The organism is Pseudomonas sp. X4 (assembly GCF_040784925.1).
Taxonomy (GTDB): Bacteria; Pseudomonadota; Gammaproteobacteria; order Pseudomonadales; family Pseudomonadaceae; genus Aquipseudomonas; species Aquipseudomonas putida_Z.
The window spans coordinates 12,533-28,451 of sequence record NZ_CP160798.1 but is presented as its reverse complement, the minus strand read 5'-3'; the positions used below and the strand labels follow the sequence as shown (position 1 = coordinate 28,451).

Sequence of the window (15,919 nt, the reverse complement as noted above, 5' to 3'; positions counted from 1 at the left end):
ATCGCCGTAACAGGAGAGCAACGCATGAAGGCCTATTGGATCGCCCATGTGGACGTGACCGACCCCGAGCAATACCAGCAGTACACCCAGCGCGCCCCGGCTGCCTTCAAGGCATTCGGCGGCCGTTTCCTGGCCCGTGGCGGGCGTAGCGAGGCGATGGAAGGGCGGCCTACCCCTCAGCGTAGCGTGGTGATCGAGTTCGATTCGTACGAGCAGGCGCTGGCGTGTTACCGGTCCGAGCTGTACCAGGAGGCTTGCAGCCATCGCCAGGGGGTGGCGAAGGCTGAGGTGATCATCGTCGAAGGGTTCGAGCCCTGAGTGATGGCTGATGGCCCTATCGCCGGCAAGCCAGCTCCCACAGGTACTGCACAGTATCTGAAACCTGTGCAGTACCTGTGGGAGCTGGCTTGCCGGCGATAGGGCCATTGCTGTCGACGCAGAAACTCAAGGCATGCCAGGCAATTCATGCGGCCGCAGGTCGAACACCAGCACCTCGGCATCCACCCCATTGCCCAGTTCCAGCACCTGTTCCTGCCTCACCCGCACCCCATCCCCTTCATTCAGCACTTGCCCATTGAGCTCGATGCTGCCCCGGGCCACATGCACATAGGCATGGCGGTTTTCCGGCAAGGTCAGGGTGGCACGCTCGTCACCGTCGAACAGGCCGGCATACACCCGCGCATTCTGCCGTACCTGCAACGACCCCTCGGCGCCATCCGGCGAGATGATCAGGCGCAGCTTGCCGCGCTTTTCCTCGGCACTGAAATGCTGTTGCTGGTAACGCGGCGTTGCGCCTTGCACGTTCGGTACGATCCAGATCTGCAGGAAGTGCACCGGCTGCACCTGGCTGTGGTTGAACTCGCTGTGGGCCACGCCGTGACCAGCGCTCATCAGCTGCACATCGCCCGGGCGGATCACCGAGCCGGTGCCCAGCGTGTCCTTGTGCTCCAGCGCGCCTTCCAGCACGTAGGAGAAAATCTCCATGTCGCGGTGCGGGTGTTGCCCAAAGCCCTTGCCGGGGATGACGCGGTCGTCGTTGATCACCAGCAGGTCCGAGAACCCTTGCTCGTCCGGGTTGCGGTAGTGGCCGAAGGAGAAGGTGTGGAACGATTTCAGCCAGCCATGAAAGGCCAGGCCGCGATCTTTGGCGTTACGGATGGTCAGCATGATGGGTCTCCTGAACCGGCAGGGCACCAGGCCCTGCCGCATGGGTGGATGAGGTTACTGCAGGTGCACTTTCAGCTCGCCGGCGGCCTGGCGCATGGCCGCTTGCACGGCCGGCACCTGATGCAGCGGGTTGAGCAGCCCGTAGTCATGGATCATGCCGTTGTACCGCACCGAGGTAACGGTCACCCCGGCAGCATTCAGCTTGCGGGCATACGCCTCACCTTCATCGCGCAGCACGTCGAACTCGGCCGTCTGCACCAATGCCGGCGGCAGGCCCTTGAGCTGTTCACTGCTGGCCCGCAGCGGCGAGGCGTAGATCTGTTCCCGTGCCTTGGCGTCGGTGGTGTAGTTGTCCCAGAACCATTTCATCATCCCGGTGGTCAGGAAATGCCCCTCGGCAAACTGCTTGTACGACGCAGTTTCGAAGCTGGCATCGGTCACCGGCCACAGCAGCAGCTGGAAACGCAGGGCCGGGGTGCCGGCCTCTTTGGCTTTCAAGGCCACTACTGCCGCCATGTTGCCGCCGACGCTGTTGCCGGCCACGGCCAGGCGCTTGCCGTCCACGCCGATTTCCTTGCCATGCTCGGCCACCCAGCGGGTGGCGGCGTAGGCCTGGTTGATCGCGGTCGGGTAGTGCGCTTCCGGCGATGGGGTGTAGTCGACGTAGACCGCCACTGCGCCAGAGCCAACCACCAGGTCGCGGATCAGCCGCTGGTGGGTCGGGAAATCGCCGAGCACCCAGCCGCCACCGTGGAAAAACATGAACACCGGCAGGTCACCCTTCACGTTGGCCGGGCGAACCACTTGCAGTTTGATCGACTCGCCGTTGGCCTGGATGGTGCGTTCCTTCACCTCGATACCCGAGAGATCGACCTTGACCGAGGCCTGGGCACCGGTCAGCACCGCGCGGGCGTCTTTCGGGCTGAGTTGCTCCAGTGGCTTGCCGCCGCCTTGTTCCAGGGCTTCGAGGAAGGCCTGGGTGTGCTGTTCGATACCCGGGCTGCCAGCGGCGAAGGCGTTGGAAACGGACAGGGCCAGAAGGGAAGCGGTAAGGGTTTTGTGGACAATGTTCATGAGCGAATCCTTTTCTGTTGAATGTTGGTAATGGGCGTCTTGCCTGGCCTTCAGGGCCATCGCTGCGACTTGTGCGTAGATTAGGGAGATGCGCTGATGGGAAAAAGCCGCTATAAAGCGTTTGACTGTCACCAAGAGCGAGACAATGAACCCTTACGAAGACATGCGCATCTTTGCCCAGGTCATGGAGGCTGGCAGTTTCACTGCGGCCGCCGACCGCCTGGGGATGTCCAAGCAATCGGTCAGCCGGCGCCTGATGCAGCTGGAGGAGCGCCTGGGCGTGCGCCTGCTCAATCGCTCCACCCGGCGCCTGGACGCCACGCCGCTGGGCCAGCACTACTACCAGTCGGCGCTGCGCCTGCTCGGCGAAGTGCAGCAGGTGGAGCACGACATCAGCGGCCAGGCTCAGGCCTTGCGTGGCACCTTGCGCCTGAGTGCGCCGCTGTCGTTCGCCATGGCGCACCTGGGCTGCCTGCTGACCGAGTTTCTGCAGTTGCACCCGCAGGTGGATGTGGAAGTGGATTTGAGCGACCGCGCCGTTGACCTGATCGGCGAGGGCTATGACCTGGCGCTACGGATTGGTGCGCTGGAGGACTCCAGCCTGATTGCGCGGCGCATTGCCAGTGTCGAGCGGGTGTATTGCGCGAGCCCGGCGTACCTGGAAGCGCGGGGCGTGCCGGCCAGGCCGGAGCAGTTGGCTGGGCATGATTGTCTGCCATATGGGCATTCGCGGCAGGTGCAGTGGCAGTTCAGCCAGGGCGTCAAGACACAGGCGATCCAGGTAGCCGGGCGGATGCGGGCGAACAATGGCGAGCTGCTAAGGGATGCGGCGATTGCCGGGATGGGGGTGACTTACCTGCCAACCTTCATCGTGGGCCGGGCACTGGCGGATGGGCGGCTGGTGACGGTGCTGGATGAGTGGCGGCCGCCGGCGCTGCAGCTGTCGGCGGTGTACCCGCAGCACCGACAGGTGGCGCGGCCGGTGCAGGGTTTTGTGAACTTCCTGCGCGAGCGGTTGGAGCAGCTCTGACCTTCGGTATTAGAGTGGGCTTCTTTGCGGGTAAAGTTCCGCATCGAGCCCGGCATTCCCTGCCGCGAAGCGCCGCCCGGTCTCACAGGCGCTGCAAAACCGCCGGCCTGATCTCACCTCACTCATACCCCTGCGCCCCGGCAATATGCCGCCCGGCCACATAGCCAAAGGTCAACGCCGGCCCCAGGTTGATGCCACCCGACGGATACCAACCGCCAAACACGCTGGCCATGTCGGTACCCGCCGCATACAGGCCAGCAATCGGCTCCCCAGCCTCATCCAGCACCCGGGCATTGCCGTCGGTGCGCAGCCCGGCAAAGGTGCCAAAGCAGCCGGGCTGCACCTTCACCGCATAGAACGGCCCCTGCTCGATGGGCGCCACGCAAGGGTTTGGCCCCTTGTGCTGCGGGTCACCCTGCTTGCGGTTGAACGGTGTGGAGCCACGGCCGAACGCCGGGTCCTGGCCGTTGCGGGCATGGTTGTTGAAATCGCTGACCGTGGCGCGCAGCCCTACCGGGTCGATGCCGCAGGCCTCGGCCAGCTGCTCGAGGGTGACACCCCGCTTGAGATAGCCGCTGCGCACGTGCGGCCACACAGGCAGTGGCGCCGGGCGGGCATGGCCCAGGCCGTAGCGGCGCAGGAAGCGGTGGTCGCAAACCAGCCACGAACACACCTCTTCGCCCTGCGGCACCGCCGCGATCATCGCTGACACATAGTCGTAGTAGCCATGCGCTTCGTTGACGAAACGTTTGCCGTCGGCCAGCACGCCGATGATGCCCGGTTTGCCGCGTTCGATGATGTGCGGGAAGTGGCCGACACTGCCGTCGCGGTGCGGCACTCGCGAAACCGGCGCCCAGGCCACCGGCGACTTCAGGTCGGTGGCGACCACACCGCCGGCCGATTCGCCCAGGCGCAGGCCGTCGCCCGAACAACCCTTGGGGGGCAGGGCAAGGTTGTCGTGGCCGCTGGCATCGCGCGGGAACAGTTGCCGACGGCGGGCGTTGTCGTTGGGGAAACCACCCGCCGCGAGCACCACGGCCTTGGCACGGATCAGTTGCTCGCCCTGCGGTGTAGCCACCAGCGCCCCCCGCACCTGGCCATCCTCGACCAGCAGGCGTTTGGCCGGTGCCGACTCCTGCAGGCGCACGCCCAGGTCCTGCGCCGACCTGGCCAGGCGGGCCACCAACGCCACGCCGTTGACCAGGTGCATCGCTCGGCCATACCGGGCGAGGTGGTAAAGGTGGCGGCCAAAGCGTTTGCACACGTGCAGCAAGGCCTTGGACGAGCGGGTCATGTTGAGGAACGCGGCAAGGTCGGCACCCGCCATTATCGGCATGCCCATGAACGAGGTTTCGCGCATGGTCTTGCGCAGGCGTGGTAGCAGCGCACCGACCTCGCGGGCGTCATAGGGCGCGGCAATCACCTGGTGCCCGCCCTGGGCCGCGCCCGGTGTGTCGCCATGCATGTCGGGGATGCCGTTGCCGTCGGCAAACTGCAGCGCCGTGTGCTTTTCGAAAAACGCCACCATGTGCGGGCAGGCTTCGAGGAAGGCGTCGACGCGTTCGGCGTTGTAATACGCCCCCAGTTCATTGCGCAGGTAGGTACGCGGCTGCTCGATGTCTTCCTCGATACCGGCCCGGCGTGCCAGCGGGTTGCGCGGCACCCAGGCCCAGCCGCCGGACCAGGCGGTGGCGCCGCCGAACACTGGCTCCTTCTCCACCACGATCACCTTCTGCCCATGCCACGCAGCCGTCACGGCCGCAGCCAGCCCGGCGGCACCAGAACCTATGACCAGTACATCGCATTCGGTTTCGTAGGGAGCGGAAGGCATTGCGGGATTCCTGTATTGTTATTGGAACAAGGTTCCATATTCTTATTGGCAGCGAATCGGCCCGCAAGGGTGTGGCGGCCCTGCCAGGCAAGTAATGGGCGATAACCGGACAGTTCGTGCCGCCTTGGCTGCAGCGGCTATCGGCGGTATGGAATCATCTTCTAGAATTCGCAAAAATTTCAGGGACCTGTGTCATGGCTGGTAGTCAGATCGAACGCGCCTTCAGTCTTGTAGAAAGCCTTACCGGTGAACCGCAGGGGCTGCCGTTGCAAACCCTGGCCGAGCGCCTGGACATCCCCAAGAGCGCCACCCATCGCATGCTCACCGAGCTGGTGCGGCTGGGCTATGTGCGGCAGAACCGGGACAATAGCCGCTACCAGCTGTCGGCCAAGCTGGTGGCGCTGGGCTTCCGTTACCTGGCCAGCAGCGGTGCCGACATCATTCAGCCGATTCTCGACCGCCTGGCCCAGGACAGCGGCGAACTGGTGCGCCTTGGCGTGATCGACGGTGCCCGCCAGACCTGGATCGCCAAGTCCCAGGGCGCCCGTTCCGGGCTGCGCTACGACCCGGACATGGGCCGCGACGCACCGCTGTTCTATACCGCGTCCGGGCATGCCTGGCTGGCCAGCCTGGACGATGAGCAGGCGCTGCAGATGGTGTTGCGCCAGGGCATTGCCGACCCGGCGCAGTTCGGCCCGAATGCGCCGCGTTCCACCGACGAGTTGCTCACCTACCTGCGCCGCGCCCGCGAGCGCGGTTATGCCTGGGTCGAGGAAACCTCGGCCATTGGCACCTCGGCCCTGGCTGCGGTGGTGCGCCGCCCGCAAAGTGACGAGGTGATCGGTGTGCTGAGCATCGCCGGGCCCAGTGCGCGCCTGGCGCAAAGCCGCCTGGCAGAACTGGCGCCGCTGTTGCTGGCGGCGGCAGAGGAACTGTCGGCGGCCAGCCTGGCCAGTGAGTTGTTCGCCTGAAGGTGCATTTCCGGTCGATTACCGCACACTCTGTTCTGCGGCTTCTTCTGAAAAGCTGAACCTGGTTCTAAATTGTTCAATGTGGATTGTGGAATCAGATTCCGAAATCTGCATGACAACAATGACAAGAGGACAGGCTGTTGAACGCACCCCTTCGTATTGCCTTGATCGGCGCCGGCAGCATGGGCCGCCAGCATTACCAGCATTTGCTAAATGTGCCGCAGGCCCAGCTATGCGCTGTGGCCGACCCGGGCCCGCAGGCCGAGGCCTTTGCTGCCGAATGTGGCGTGCCCTGTTTTGCCGACCACCGCCAGATGCTGGAGCACGCGCGCCCCGAGGCAGTGATCGTCGCCAACCCGAACAACCTGCATGTCGCCACCGCCCTGGACTGCGTCGAGGCCGGTGTACCGGTGCTGGTCGAAAAACCGGTGGGCGTGCACCTGGATGAAGTCCGCGCGCTGGTGGAAGCCTCGCGCCGCCACAATGTGCCTGTGCTGGTCGGCCATCACCGCCGGCACAACCCGCTGATCGCCAAGGCTCACCAGGTGATTGCCGACGGCAAGCTGGGCCGGCTGATCAACGTCACCGCACTGTGGCAATTGCAAAAGCCCGACAGCTATTTCGAAACCCCCTGGCGCCGCGAGCCGGGCGCTGGCTTCTTGCTGACCAACCTGATCCATGACCTCGACCTGCTGCGCCACCTGTGCGGCGAGGTGGTGCAGGTGCAGGCATTCACCCGCAACGATGTGCGCGGTTTTGCCAACGAAGACAGCGCCGCGGTGCTGCTGCAGTTCGCCAATGGCGCATTGGGCAGCCTGACTGGCTCCGACGCGGTGGCCGCGCCATGGAGTTGGGAGCTGGACTCCGGCGAAAGCCCGGTCTACCCGCGCCAGGATGGCCAGCCGTGCTACCTGCTGGCCGGCACCCAGGGGGCGCTGAGCATTCCGCAACTTAAGCGCTGGCACTACGCCGAGGTCGGGTCGGGCTGGCACACGCCGTTGTTGCAGAGCGAGGAAAGCATCCCCGCCGGCGAGGCATTGACCTTGCAGTTGCAACACTTCGTGCGGGTTGCCCGGGGTGAGCAGGCGCCGCTGATCGATGCCGCCGATGGTGGCCGTACCCTGGCGCTGATCGAGGCGATCCGCCAGGCCGCGGAAACTGGCCGGGCCTGTGCGCCCGAGCACATTGCTTGACTTGTCTGGTGACGATAATGACTGAACGAATTTTCTCCCTGGCGGCCCTGACGGTACTCGAGCTGTCCCCGCCGGACATGGTCGAGGCAGCAGCCCGCGCCGGTTACAGCCACGTTGGCCTGCGCCTGGTGCCCGCCACCGAGCAGGAACAGCATTTCCCGCTGGTGGCCGACGCCGACCTGCGCCGGCAGACCCAGGCGCGCCTGCGCGACACGGGCATCAAGGTGCTCGACCTCGAGATCCTGAGGCTGAAGCCGGAAACCTGTGTAGCCGATTTCGAGCCGATCCTGGCGGTGGGCGCCGAGCTGGGCGGCACGGAGCTGCTGGTGGCTGGCAACGACCCGGATGAAGCGCGGCTGACCGAGCGCTTTGCTGCGTTGTGTGACCTGGCGGCGGGGTATGGCATTCATCCGCATCTGGAGTTCATGCCTTGGACTGATGTGCGTGACCTGCGCCAGGCCATGCGGGTGGTGGCCAATGCTGACCGCGCCAATGGCTGTGTGTTGGTGGATGCCTTCCACTTCAACCGCTCCGGCTCTTCGCTGGACGATGTGGCACAACTGGCGCCGCAGCGCATGCGTTATGCCCAGCTGTGCGACGTTGCCGGCCCGGTGCCGGCCGACATGGACGAGATCCTGCGCCAGGCACGCAACGAGCGGCGCTTCCCGGGCGAGGGCGATGCCGATCTGGTCGGCCTGCTGCGCGGCTTGCCGCCAAGTGTGCCGTTGAGCCTGGAGATCCCCACGCGGCAGTTGCTGGAACAGGGCATAAGCGGCGAACAGCGTGCGCGCATGGCGCTGGAGAAGGCCATGGCAGTGCTGGCCAGAGTCTGATTGATAGTACGCGGCGCATGGCACGGGCTATCGCCCGTGTTCGCCGGCAAGCCAGCTCCCACAGGTACAGCGCATGGCTTGAACCCTGTGGAGCCCTTGTGGGAGCGGCTTTAGCCGCGAACACCGGCGCAGCCGGTGCCAGGCACCGCGTTGGATTCTTCGCGGCTGAAGCCGCTCCCACAGGTACTGCGCATGTCTTGACTCAGGCGCGACCCCATATAGTGCGTGTATCAGATTGATCAAAAAAAGGCCCGCAAGGGCCCCGCAGAGAAGTGTGCCGTTGAGCCTGGAGATCCCGCCCGGCAGTTGCTGGAACAGGGCATGAGCGGCGAACAGCGTGCGCGCATGGCGCTGGAGAAGGCCATGGCAGTGCTGGCCAGAGTCTGATTGATAGAACGCGGCGTATGGCACGGGCTATCGCCCGTGTTCGCGGGCACGCCCGCTCCCACAGGTACAGCGACAACCTCGAGAGCAACGCTGTACCTGTGGGAGCTGGCTTGCCGGCGATGAGGCCGGGCAGGTAAATTACTGATTGCTGACTGGTCAAAAAAAGGGCCCGCAAGGGCCCCGTAGAGGTAAGTGGCTAGCGCGTTCAGGCGCTCTCGATCTTGCGTGGTGCCATGAAATACATCCACACCAGCGCCAGGAAGTACATCGCCGGGATCATGGTGAACAACACGGCATAGTTGTTGTTGGTAGCGGTCAGCACGCTACCGACGATCTGCGTCATGAACATCCCGCCAATCGCAGCGCACATGCTGCCGAAACCGAACACCGTGCTCACCAGGTGCTTGGGCGTGTAGTCCATCACCAGGCTCCAGATATTCGCCGTCCATGCCTGGTGTGCGCCCACCGCCAGCGAGATGGCCGCCACCGCGACCCACAGGCCACTGGCGTTGGCGGCAAAGATGACGCTGACCATGGTGCAGGCGAAGATCAGCATCGACACCAGCCGCGCCGTGGTAGCGCGCACGCCACGGCCGATCAGCCAGGAAGACAGGATGCCGCCGCCAATGCTGCCGAAGTCTGCCGTCAGCCAGATGATGATCAGCGGGATACCCATCTGGGTCACGTTGATGCCCAGGCTGTACTGCTGGTTGAGGAACGGTGGCAGCCAGTACAGGTAGAACCAGAACACCGGTGCGGTAATCGCGTAGGCCACCGCGAAAGCCCAGGTGCCACGCAGGCGCAGGATGCGGCTGAACGGCACGCGGGTTGGCTCGGGCTCGTCATCCTGCTGGATGTACTCCACCTCGCTCTGGCGCACGCGCGGGTGATCTTCAGGGTTGTAGTACTTCAGCACCCACAGCACCACCCACACCAGGCCCAGGCTGCCCATGGCGATGAACGCGGCCTGCCAGCCCCACACGGCCAGAATCAGCGGCAGCAGGGCCGGCGTGACCATGGCGCCGACGTTGGTGCCGGCGTTGAACAGGCCGGTGGCGATGGCCCGTTCGCCAGCCGGGAACCACAGGCGCACGGTCTTCACGCAGGCCGGGTAGTTGGCGGCCTCGGTCAGGCCGAGGATGAAGCGGCAGACCATGAAGCCGGCGGCCGAGGTGGCCAGGCCGTGAGCGCCGGTGGCCAGGCTCCACAGCAGCACGGCGAAGAAGAACGCGCGTTTTACCCCGACCTTGTCGATCAGCCGGCCCTGCAGCAGGAAGCCGACTGCATAGCCGACCTGGAACCAGAAGTTGATGTTGGCGTAGTCCATCGCCGTCCAGCTCATTTCCTTGGCCAGGACGGGCTGCATGATGCCGAGCGCAGCACGGTCGATGTAGTTCAGGGTGGTGGCGAAGAACACCAGGGCGAGCATGCCCCAACGGGTCTTGCCGACGCCGAAGGCGCCGCGAAGCTTGTCGCCGATCGAACCCTGGGGCATCCGGGGGGCGGCGGGGGTGATCTTGGAGTGGTTCATAAACTGCTCGATTCTTGAAATTGTATTCAGCTGCGGTGCTACGAGTACGTGACCGATTCCCAGGCAGGGGACACGCAAGGCCGGTGCATGGTGAGCAGTGAAGGCAGCAGCGTCAATTGAAGGGAAGGGCTAGTGTTCGGTTACCGAACGGTTGCGTTGGGCCTGCGGGCGAGGCAAGGGGCAACGTGATTTCAGGTGGTCAAGGTACTCAACGCTCTACCAGCCAGATAACCGAATGTCATCCCCGGCCCCAAGGTAATACCGCCACTCGGGTAATGCCCGCCCATCACACTGTCCATGTCGTTGCCCACCGCATACAACCCGGGGATCGGCCGCGCCTCGCGGTCCAGTACCCGGGCCGAGGCATCCGTGCCCAGGCCGGCGAACGTACCCAGGCTGCCCGGCAACAGTTTCACTGCGTGGAACGGCCCGTGCAGCAGTGGCCGCAGCGATGGATTGGGGGCTTGCAACGGCTCGCCCTGCGCCCGGTTGTAGGCCGATGCACCGCGCTGAAAAACCGGATCTTCACCCTGGGCTGCATGTTGGTTGAAACCGTCCACCGTGCGCTGCAACTGCGCGGCGTCGATCCCGCAGCGCTGTGCCAGTTGCGCCAGCGTGCGACCGCTGTGCAGGTAACCGCAGCGTTGATAGTGGCGGGTGGGGAAAGGGAAGGGCTTGGCCCAGCCGATGCCATAGCGCCGTTGCGCAGCATGGTCGCAGATCAGCCAGGCTTCCGGCGCTTCACCCTGCGGCGTGGCGGCGAACAGCGCGTTCATGAAGTCGTGGTAGCAATCGGCCTCATTGACGAAGCGCCGGCCATCGCGGCGCACGGCGAGGAAGCCGGGTTTGGCGCGATCGATCAAGTGAGGGAAATGGCCGAAACTGCCATCGCTGCGCGGCACCCGCGACACAGGTGCCCAGGCCCCCGCATGGGTTGCAGTCGTCTGGACCAGGCCACCGGCCTGTTCGCCCAGGCGCAGGCCGTCACCGCTGTTTTCCCATGGCGCGGCGGAGTAGTGCTGGTCACCGTCCGGCGCATGCGGCATCAGTTGCGCGATGCGCTGGCGATCATGCGCAAAGCCACCGCAGGCCAAAACCACACCGCGGCGGGCGTGGATCAGCTGGCCGTCGGCAAACTGTGCGCCGCTGACCCGGCCTTCGCCCAGCAGGCGACTGGCCGGCTTGTCGGTCAGTAGCGTCACGCCAAGGTCCAGGGCGCTGCGCAGCAGCCGTGCCACCAGGGCATTGCCATTGACCAGGTGCAGGCCGCGGCGGTGCAGCAGCAGGTCGCGACCATGGCGCAGCAGGCGTTTGCCCACATGCAGCGCGGCCGTGGGCGAGCGCGTGGCGCTGAAGAAGGCGGCCATGTCGGCGCCGCCGGCAATGCCCATGCCGGCCAGGCTGACGATGTCCAGCGGTGGGCGCAGCTTGTGCAGCCAGGGCCCGAGCAGGCGCCCGTCGTATGGCAGCGCGCACAGCGAACGGCCACCGCGCGCGCTGCCGTCGCCTTCGCGCATGTCGGGCATGCGGCTGCCGCTCTGGAACTGTACGGCGGTGTGTTGCTGGAAGAACGCCACCATCTCCGGGCCATGGTGCAGGAAGGCGCGTTGGCGCGTGTCCAGTTCGCTGACATGGGTTTGCCCGCGCAGGTAGCGCTCCGGGGCATCGTCGGTCTCGACGATGCCTTCGGCAATGGCCAGCGGGTTGCGCGGTATCCACAGCCAGCCCCCCGACCAGGCGCTGGTGCCGCCCAGTTGGCCGGCTTTTTCCGCGACGATCACCTGCAGGCCGTGATGGGCGGCAGTAACGGCGGCAGCCAGGCCAGAGGCACCGGAGCCGATGACGAGTACGTCACATTCGAGGGGTTGCATCGTGGGGTTCCGCTCAGGCGTTGGAGGAAGGTTTTACTGCAGCGGCGAAAAACCGGTGGGCCGCAGCATTCGCGACTGCAAGTGCAGTACCGCGCCCAGCTCGCGGTTGCGCCGTGAGAACTCGGCCCAACGCGGGTCCGCTGCCATGGCTGCGCGGCGCGCCATGCGCTCGTCGAGGCTGGCATAGCCCCAGATATGCACCACCTGGTTGACCTCGCCGAACTCGCTGGTGAAAAAGCCGACCAGGTTACCGAGATGCTCGCTTTGTACCTCTAGCGCGTGGCTTTGGTACAGGCTCAGCCAGTCGGCCATTTTCAGTGGGTCGAGGGTGTAGGTTCTCAGTTCGTAGTACATGCTGGAGTCTCCATGTGGGTGGTTGGTGCCTGCAGGCGCGCGGCGATGTGGTTGGCAGCGAGCCAGCCGAAGGTGAGGGCTGGGCCCAGGGTGATACCGGGGCCGGGGTAGGTGCCTTTCATCAGCGAGTTCATGTCGTTGCCGACTGCATACAGCCCGGCAATCGGCTGGCCATCGCGGTTAAGCACGTTGGCCCGGGCGTCGGTCACCAGGCCGCGGGCCGAGCCGAGGTCGCCGGTGTGGATGCGGATGGCGTAGAACGGGCCGCTGGTCAGTGGCGCCAGGCATGGGTTGGGCGTGTGTTGCGGGTCGCCCATGTAGCGGTTGTAGCTGTTGCCGCCTTTGCCGAACGCACGGTCGATGCCGTTTCGGGCGTCGGCGTTGAACTGCTCCAGGGTCTGCATGAACACCTGTGGGTCGACGCCAATGGCCTCGGCCAGGGCCTGCGCTGTTGCGGCGCGGTGCAGGTAGCCGGCGTCGATCAATGCCTGGTTGTCCACCGGCTTTGGCCGCGCCAGGCCCAGGCCGTAGCGGTTCATCGCCTCGGCATCGCAGACCAGCCAGCAGCTGGCAATGCCTTTGGCGAACATGGTCTGCACGAAGTGGTGGTAGGAATCGGACTCGTTGACGAAGCGTCGCCCGTCCGGGCCCACCGCGATCACACCCGGTTTGGCGCGGTCGGTGACCAGGTGCGGGAAGCGCTCATGCTCGCCACTGGCATGGCGCAGTTCGGAAACCGGTGCCCAGAAGAAGTTGGCCACCAGGCCCTCACCCTGGGCTGCGGCCACGGCTTGGCCAAGGCGCAGGGCAGCGCCGTCATTGCTGGGCGGTGACATGGTCAGGTGCGGCGCTTGCCGGGCCGGCCGGTAGCTGTCGGCCAGCGCGCCTGCAGCGAACCCGCCCATGGCGCACACCACACCGCCCCGGGCCAGCACCCGTTCACGGCGCCCTTCGCGTTGCACCACCACGCCGGTGACCACGCCGCGTTCGACGATCAGCTCCAGGGCTTCGCTGCGTAACCACAGCTGCGTGCCATGGGCGAAGGCGCTGCTGGCCAGGCGGGCGATCAAGGCGTTGCCGGTGGTTAGCCGCGTGCCGCGCGGGTGATGCAGACGGTCCCGCGCATAACGCGCCATCAGCTTGAGGCAATGCCACAGCGACCGGGGCGAGCGGCGGATACTGAGGAAATGCTGGATATCCACGCGGTTGACCATCATGCCGCCGAACAGCAACATGCCGGGCGGCGGCATCTGCAGGTCCTTGAAGTACGGGCCGAGCTGCTTGCCGTCGTACTCGACCATCTCCAGCGCCCGGCCAAACTGGGTGGCGCCGGGGGCGTCCGGGTAGTAGTCCGGCGAGTGCGGGCGCAGGGCGTAGCGCAGTTCGGTGTTCTGCTCCAGCCAGCGCAGCGCCTGGTGGCCATGCTCGATGAAGGCGTCGACCAGGGCGGGGTCGTAGCCGTCGCCGATGACCTGCCTGAGGTAGGTGCGAATGGCCTCGGGGGAGTCCACCGCACCAGCGGCGCGGGCTTGATCGGTACCGTAGAGCCACACCGCCCCGCCGGAAATCGCCGAGGTGCCGCCAAAGTGTTCGGCCTTTTCCACCACCAGCACTTTCAGCCCATGGCGCGCGGCCGTGGCGGCAGCGGTAAAGCCGCCGGCGCCGCTGCCCAGCACGACCAGGTCAAAGTTGTGTTGCGCATGTTCATGCGTCGGCATGGCTTCAGATCTCCAGCGGCGTGACGCCCATGAAGGCGCCCAGGTGGCCGAGTTGGGCGAAGGCCATTTCCGGGCCGGTCTGGACCGCGCAGCCAACCTGGCGTGCCCGGTTCAGCAACGGGGTGATCTCGGGCGAGGTGACCACGTCGGCGACCAGGGTTTCGGCTTGCAAGGTGGCGAGCAGGGCGGCAGGCAGTGGCAATTCCGCGCTGCCGCCCATGCCGACAGGGGAGGCGTTGACCAGCAGGTCGAAGCCTTCCAGCCCGTCGACCCGGGTGGCGAGTTCGACCGCGGGGAAGGCATTGCCGAGCAGCTCGCACACAGCGCCCATGCGCGCGGTGCTGGGGTCGCTGAGGGTGATGCTGGCGATGCCGGCCTCGCCCAGCGCATAGGCGATGGCACTGCCGACCCCGCCACAACCGATCACCAACGCACGCTTGCCCGCCGGCTCGAAGCCATGTTTGTGCGCAGCACCAAGGAAGCCGGCGCCGTCCACGTTGTCGCCCAGCAGGCGACCGTCTCGCTCACGGCGCACGACATTGACCGAGCCCAGCGCGGCTGCGCGCTCGCTCAGGCCGTCCAGGCGGCTGGCCAGGGCCTGCTTGTACGGCACGGTGACCACGCAACCGCGCAGGTTCTGCCAGCCGCGCAGGGTGCCGGCGAAGGTATCCAGCGCGGCCTCATGCAGGTCGATGGGCAGCATGGCGAGGTTGCAGTTGTTGTTGGCGAACCAGGTGTTGAAGTTTTCGGGGGACTTCACCTGGGCAATGGGCGAACCGACGATGGCGACCAGTTCAGTGGAACCACGAATCATGCTGACCTCCTTATTGGCGTTGTTATGCAGGCCAAGGGTGAGGCAAGGGGGCGTGGTCAACAATGCGCTGATCGGGCTTTTAGTGCGATAATCGCATCCTTGATCCGGTTATCGCGGTAATCGGCTGTTTTTGCCCTGCTTGCGAGTCGAATAGATGAACACCCCCGCTATCCACCCCCGTGACCTGATCGCCGGCTTGCAGAAGGGCCTGGCGCTCATGCAGTTGTTCAGCGCCGAGCAGCCGCGCCTTAGCGTGCCGCAGGCGGCCAGGTTGTCCGGCCTTACCCCCAGTGCCGCGCGGCGGTTTCTGTTGACCTTGGTGCACGAAGGGTTTGCCGAAACCGACAGCCGTGAGTACTGGCTTACGCCCAAGGCGCTGCGCCTTGGCCAGGCGTATGTGGACTCGGCGCAACTGCCGCGCATGCTGCGGCCGATCGTCGAGCAGGTGGCGCGGCAGACCCAGGAGCATGTGTCGGTGGGTACCCGTGATGGTGACGAGATCATCCACCTGGTACGTAGCCGCTACAGCCATGTGGCCTCGTTGTCGATCCGGCCGGGTTCGCGGGTGCCCATGTATTGCACCGCCGGCGGGCGCGTCTGGCTGGCCTGGCTGGATGAGGGGGAGCGGGATGCCTACTTTGCGCGTAACCCGCTGCGTGGGTTGACGCCTTATACGCAGACGGACCGGTTACAGCTGGAGGCGGAGTTGCTGCGGGTGAAGGAGCAGGGGTTCTGTATCGTGGACCAGGAGTATGAAATCGGCATGCGCGTGCTGGGTGTGCCGCTGCTGGACCGGGCTGGCCGGCTGAAAGCGACGTTGACCATCACCACCCATGCTTCGCGGTTGAGTGTGGATGAAATACGCTTGCGGTATCTGCCGACCCTGTACGAGGCCCAGGCGTTGTTGCGGCCGGTGCTGGATTGAGGTGTCAGGGTTTGGAGGCGTGTTGACCTCTTCGCGGGAAACTCGATCTCATAGAACTGAACATGATTCATTGAGCTAGCCGGGACCCTGTGGGAGCGGCTTCAGCCGCGAACACCGGCGCAGCCAGTGCCATCACCGAGCTGGATTCTTCGCGGCTAAAGCCGCTCCCACAGGGTACGCGGACCGACAGCGCAGCCCAAAGGGGCGGGAGCGGCCCAGG

At 65.5% G+C, this 15,919-nt stretch carries 14 protein-coding genes and 1 pseudogene; 7 read left to right on the top strand and 8 right to left on the bottom strand.

Annotated features, from left to right (window positions below; all coding sequences use genetic code 11):
• Positions 1-24: 24 nt before the first annotated feature.
• Positions 25-318, top strand: coding sequence for a DUF1330 domain-containing protein (locus ABX298_RS00140; protein ID WP_025339641.1), 294 nt, complete (start codon positions 25-27; stop codon positions 316-318).
• 126 nt (positions 319-444) lie between these two features.
• Here ABX298_RS00140 and ABX298_RS00135 read toward each other — a convergent pair whose 3' ends face one another.
• Entirely contained in the window at positions 445-1,167 is a 723-nt protein-coding gene (locus ABX298_RS00135) for a pirin family protein (RefSeq protein WP_075045595.1), read from the bottom strand.
• 54 nt (positions 1,168-1,221) lie between these two features.
• Positions 1,222-2,241 carry an alpha/beta hydrolase gene (locus ABX298_RS00130; protein WP_367393911.1) on the bottom strand — a complete coding sequence of 340 codons (1,020 nt, stop codon included), beginning with the start codon at positions 2,239-2,241 and terminating at the stop codon, positions 1,222-1,224.
• A 145-nt stretch (positions 2,242-2,386) separates the two neighbouring features.
• On the opposite strand from ABX298_RS00130, the gene ABX298_RS00125 reads away from it, so the two are divergent.
• Entirely contained in the window at positions 2,387-3,271 is an 885-nt protein-coding gene (locus ABX298_RS00125) for a LysR family transcriptional regulator (RefSeq protein WP_367393898.1), read from the top strand.
• A gap of 118 nt (positions 3,272-3,389) precedes the next feature.
• Here the strand turns inward: ABX298_RS00125 and ABX298_RS00120 are convergent, their stop codons facing one another.
• Positions 3,390-5,102 (bottom strand): FAD-dependent oxidoreductase, encoded by a 1,713-nt coding sequence (locus ABX298_RS00120; protein ID WP_367393910.1) that lies wholly within the window; start codon positions 5,100-5,102, stop codon positions 3,390-3,392.
• Positions 5,103-5,296: 194 nt separating this feature from the next.
• Here ABX298_RS00120 and ABX298_RS00115 point away from each other — a divergent pair, with 194 nt between their 5' ends.
• The 4 genes and pseudogenes from ABX298_RS00115 to ABX298_RS00100 all read left to right on the top strand — a co-directional run.
• Positions 5,297-6,073: an IclR family transcriptional regulator gene (locus ABX298_RS00115; protein ID WP_367393897.1), complete on the top strand. Its 777-nt coding sequence runs from the start codon at positions 5,297-5,299 to the stop codon at positions 6,071-6,073.
• Between the two features lie 140 nt (positions 6,074-6,213).
• Positions 6,214-7,266 (top strand): Gfo/Idh/MocA family protein, encoded by a 1,053-nt coding sequence (locus ABX298_RS00110; protein WP_085663307.1) that lies wholly within the window; start codon positions 6,214-6,216, stop codon positions 7,264-7,266.
• 17 nt (positions 7,267-7,283) lie between these two features.
• A complete protein-coding gene (locus ABX298_RS00105) occupies positions 7,284-8,099 on the top strand; it encodes a sugar phosphate isomerase/epimerase family protein (protein WP_367393896.1) in 816 nt (271 codons plus the stop codon).
• 271 nt (positions 8,100-8,370) lie between these two features.
• Positions 8,371-8,486: pseudogene (locus ABX298_RS00100) on the top strand (sugar phosphate isomerase/epimerase); the annotation flags it as partial.
• A gap of 205 nt (positions 8,487-8,691) precedes the next feature.
• Here ABX298_RS00100 and ABX298_RS00095 read toward each other — a convergent pair.
• From ABX298_RS00095 to ABX298_RS00075, 5 genes are all read right to left on the bottom strand, one after another.
• Entirely contained in the window at positions 8,692-10,017 is a 1,326-nt protein-coding gene (locus tag ABX298_RS00095; RefSeq protein ID WP_137164316.1) for an MFS transporter, read from the bottom strand.
• A 191-nt stretch (positions 10,018-10,208) separates the two neighbouring features.
• Positions 10,209-11,888 (bottom strand): FAD-dependent oxidoreductase, encoded by a 1,680-nt coding sequence (locus tag ABX298_RS00090; RefSeq protein ID WP_367393895.1) that lies wholly within the window; start codon positions 11,886-11,888, stop codon positions 10,209-10,211.
• 33 nt (positions 11,889-11,921) lie between these two features.
• On the bottom strand, positions 11,922-12,242 hold the full coding sequence (locus tag ABX298_RS00085) for an NIPSNAP family protein (protein ID WP_025339629.1): 321 nt from the start codon (positions 12,240-12,242) through the stop codon (positions 11,922-11,924).
• Positions 12,227-13,960, bottom strand: coding sequence for an FAD-dependent oxidoreductase (locus ABX298_RS00080; protein ID WP_367393909.1), 1,734 nt, complete (start codon positions 13,958-13,960; stop codon positions 12,227-12,229). The genes ABX298_RS00085 and ABX298_RS00080 overlap by 16 nt, the downstream gene beginning before the upstream one ends.
• Before the next feature lie 4 nt (positions 13,961-13,964).
• Complete coding sequence (locus ABX298_RS00075; protein WP_367393894.1) at positions 13,965-14,774, bottom strand: shikimate dehydrogenase; 810 nt, start codon at positions 14,772-14,774, stop codon at positions 13,965-13,967.
• A 154-nt stretch (positions 14,775-14,928) separates the two neighbouring features.
• On the opposite strand from ABX298_RS00075, the gene ABX298_RS00070 reads away from it, so the two are divergent.
• The gene (locus ABX298_RS00070; RefSeq protein ID WP_025339626.1) at positions 14,929-15,699 is read left to right on the top strand and encodes an IclR family transcriptional regulator; all 771 of its coding nucleotides are present in this window, start codon (positions 14,929-14,931) and stop codon (positions 15,697-15,699) included.
• Positions 15,700-15,919 lie beyond the last annotated feature (220 nt).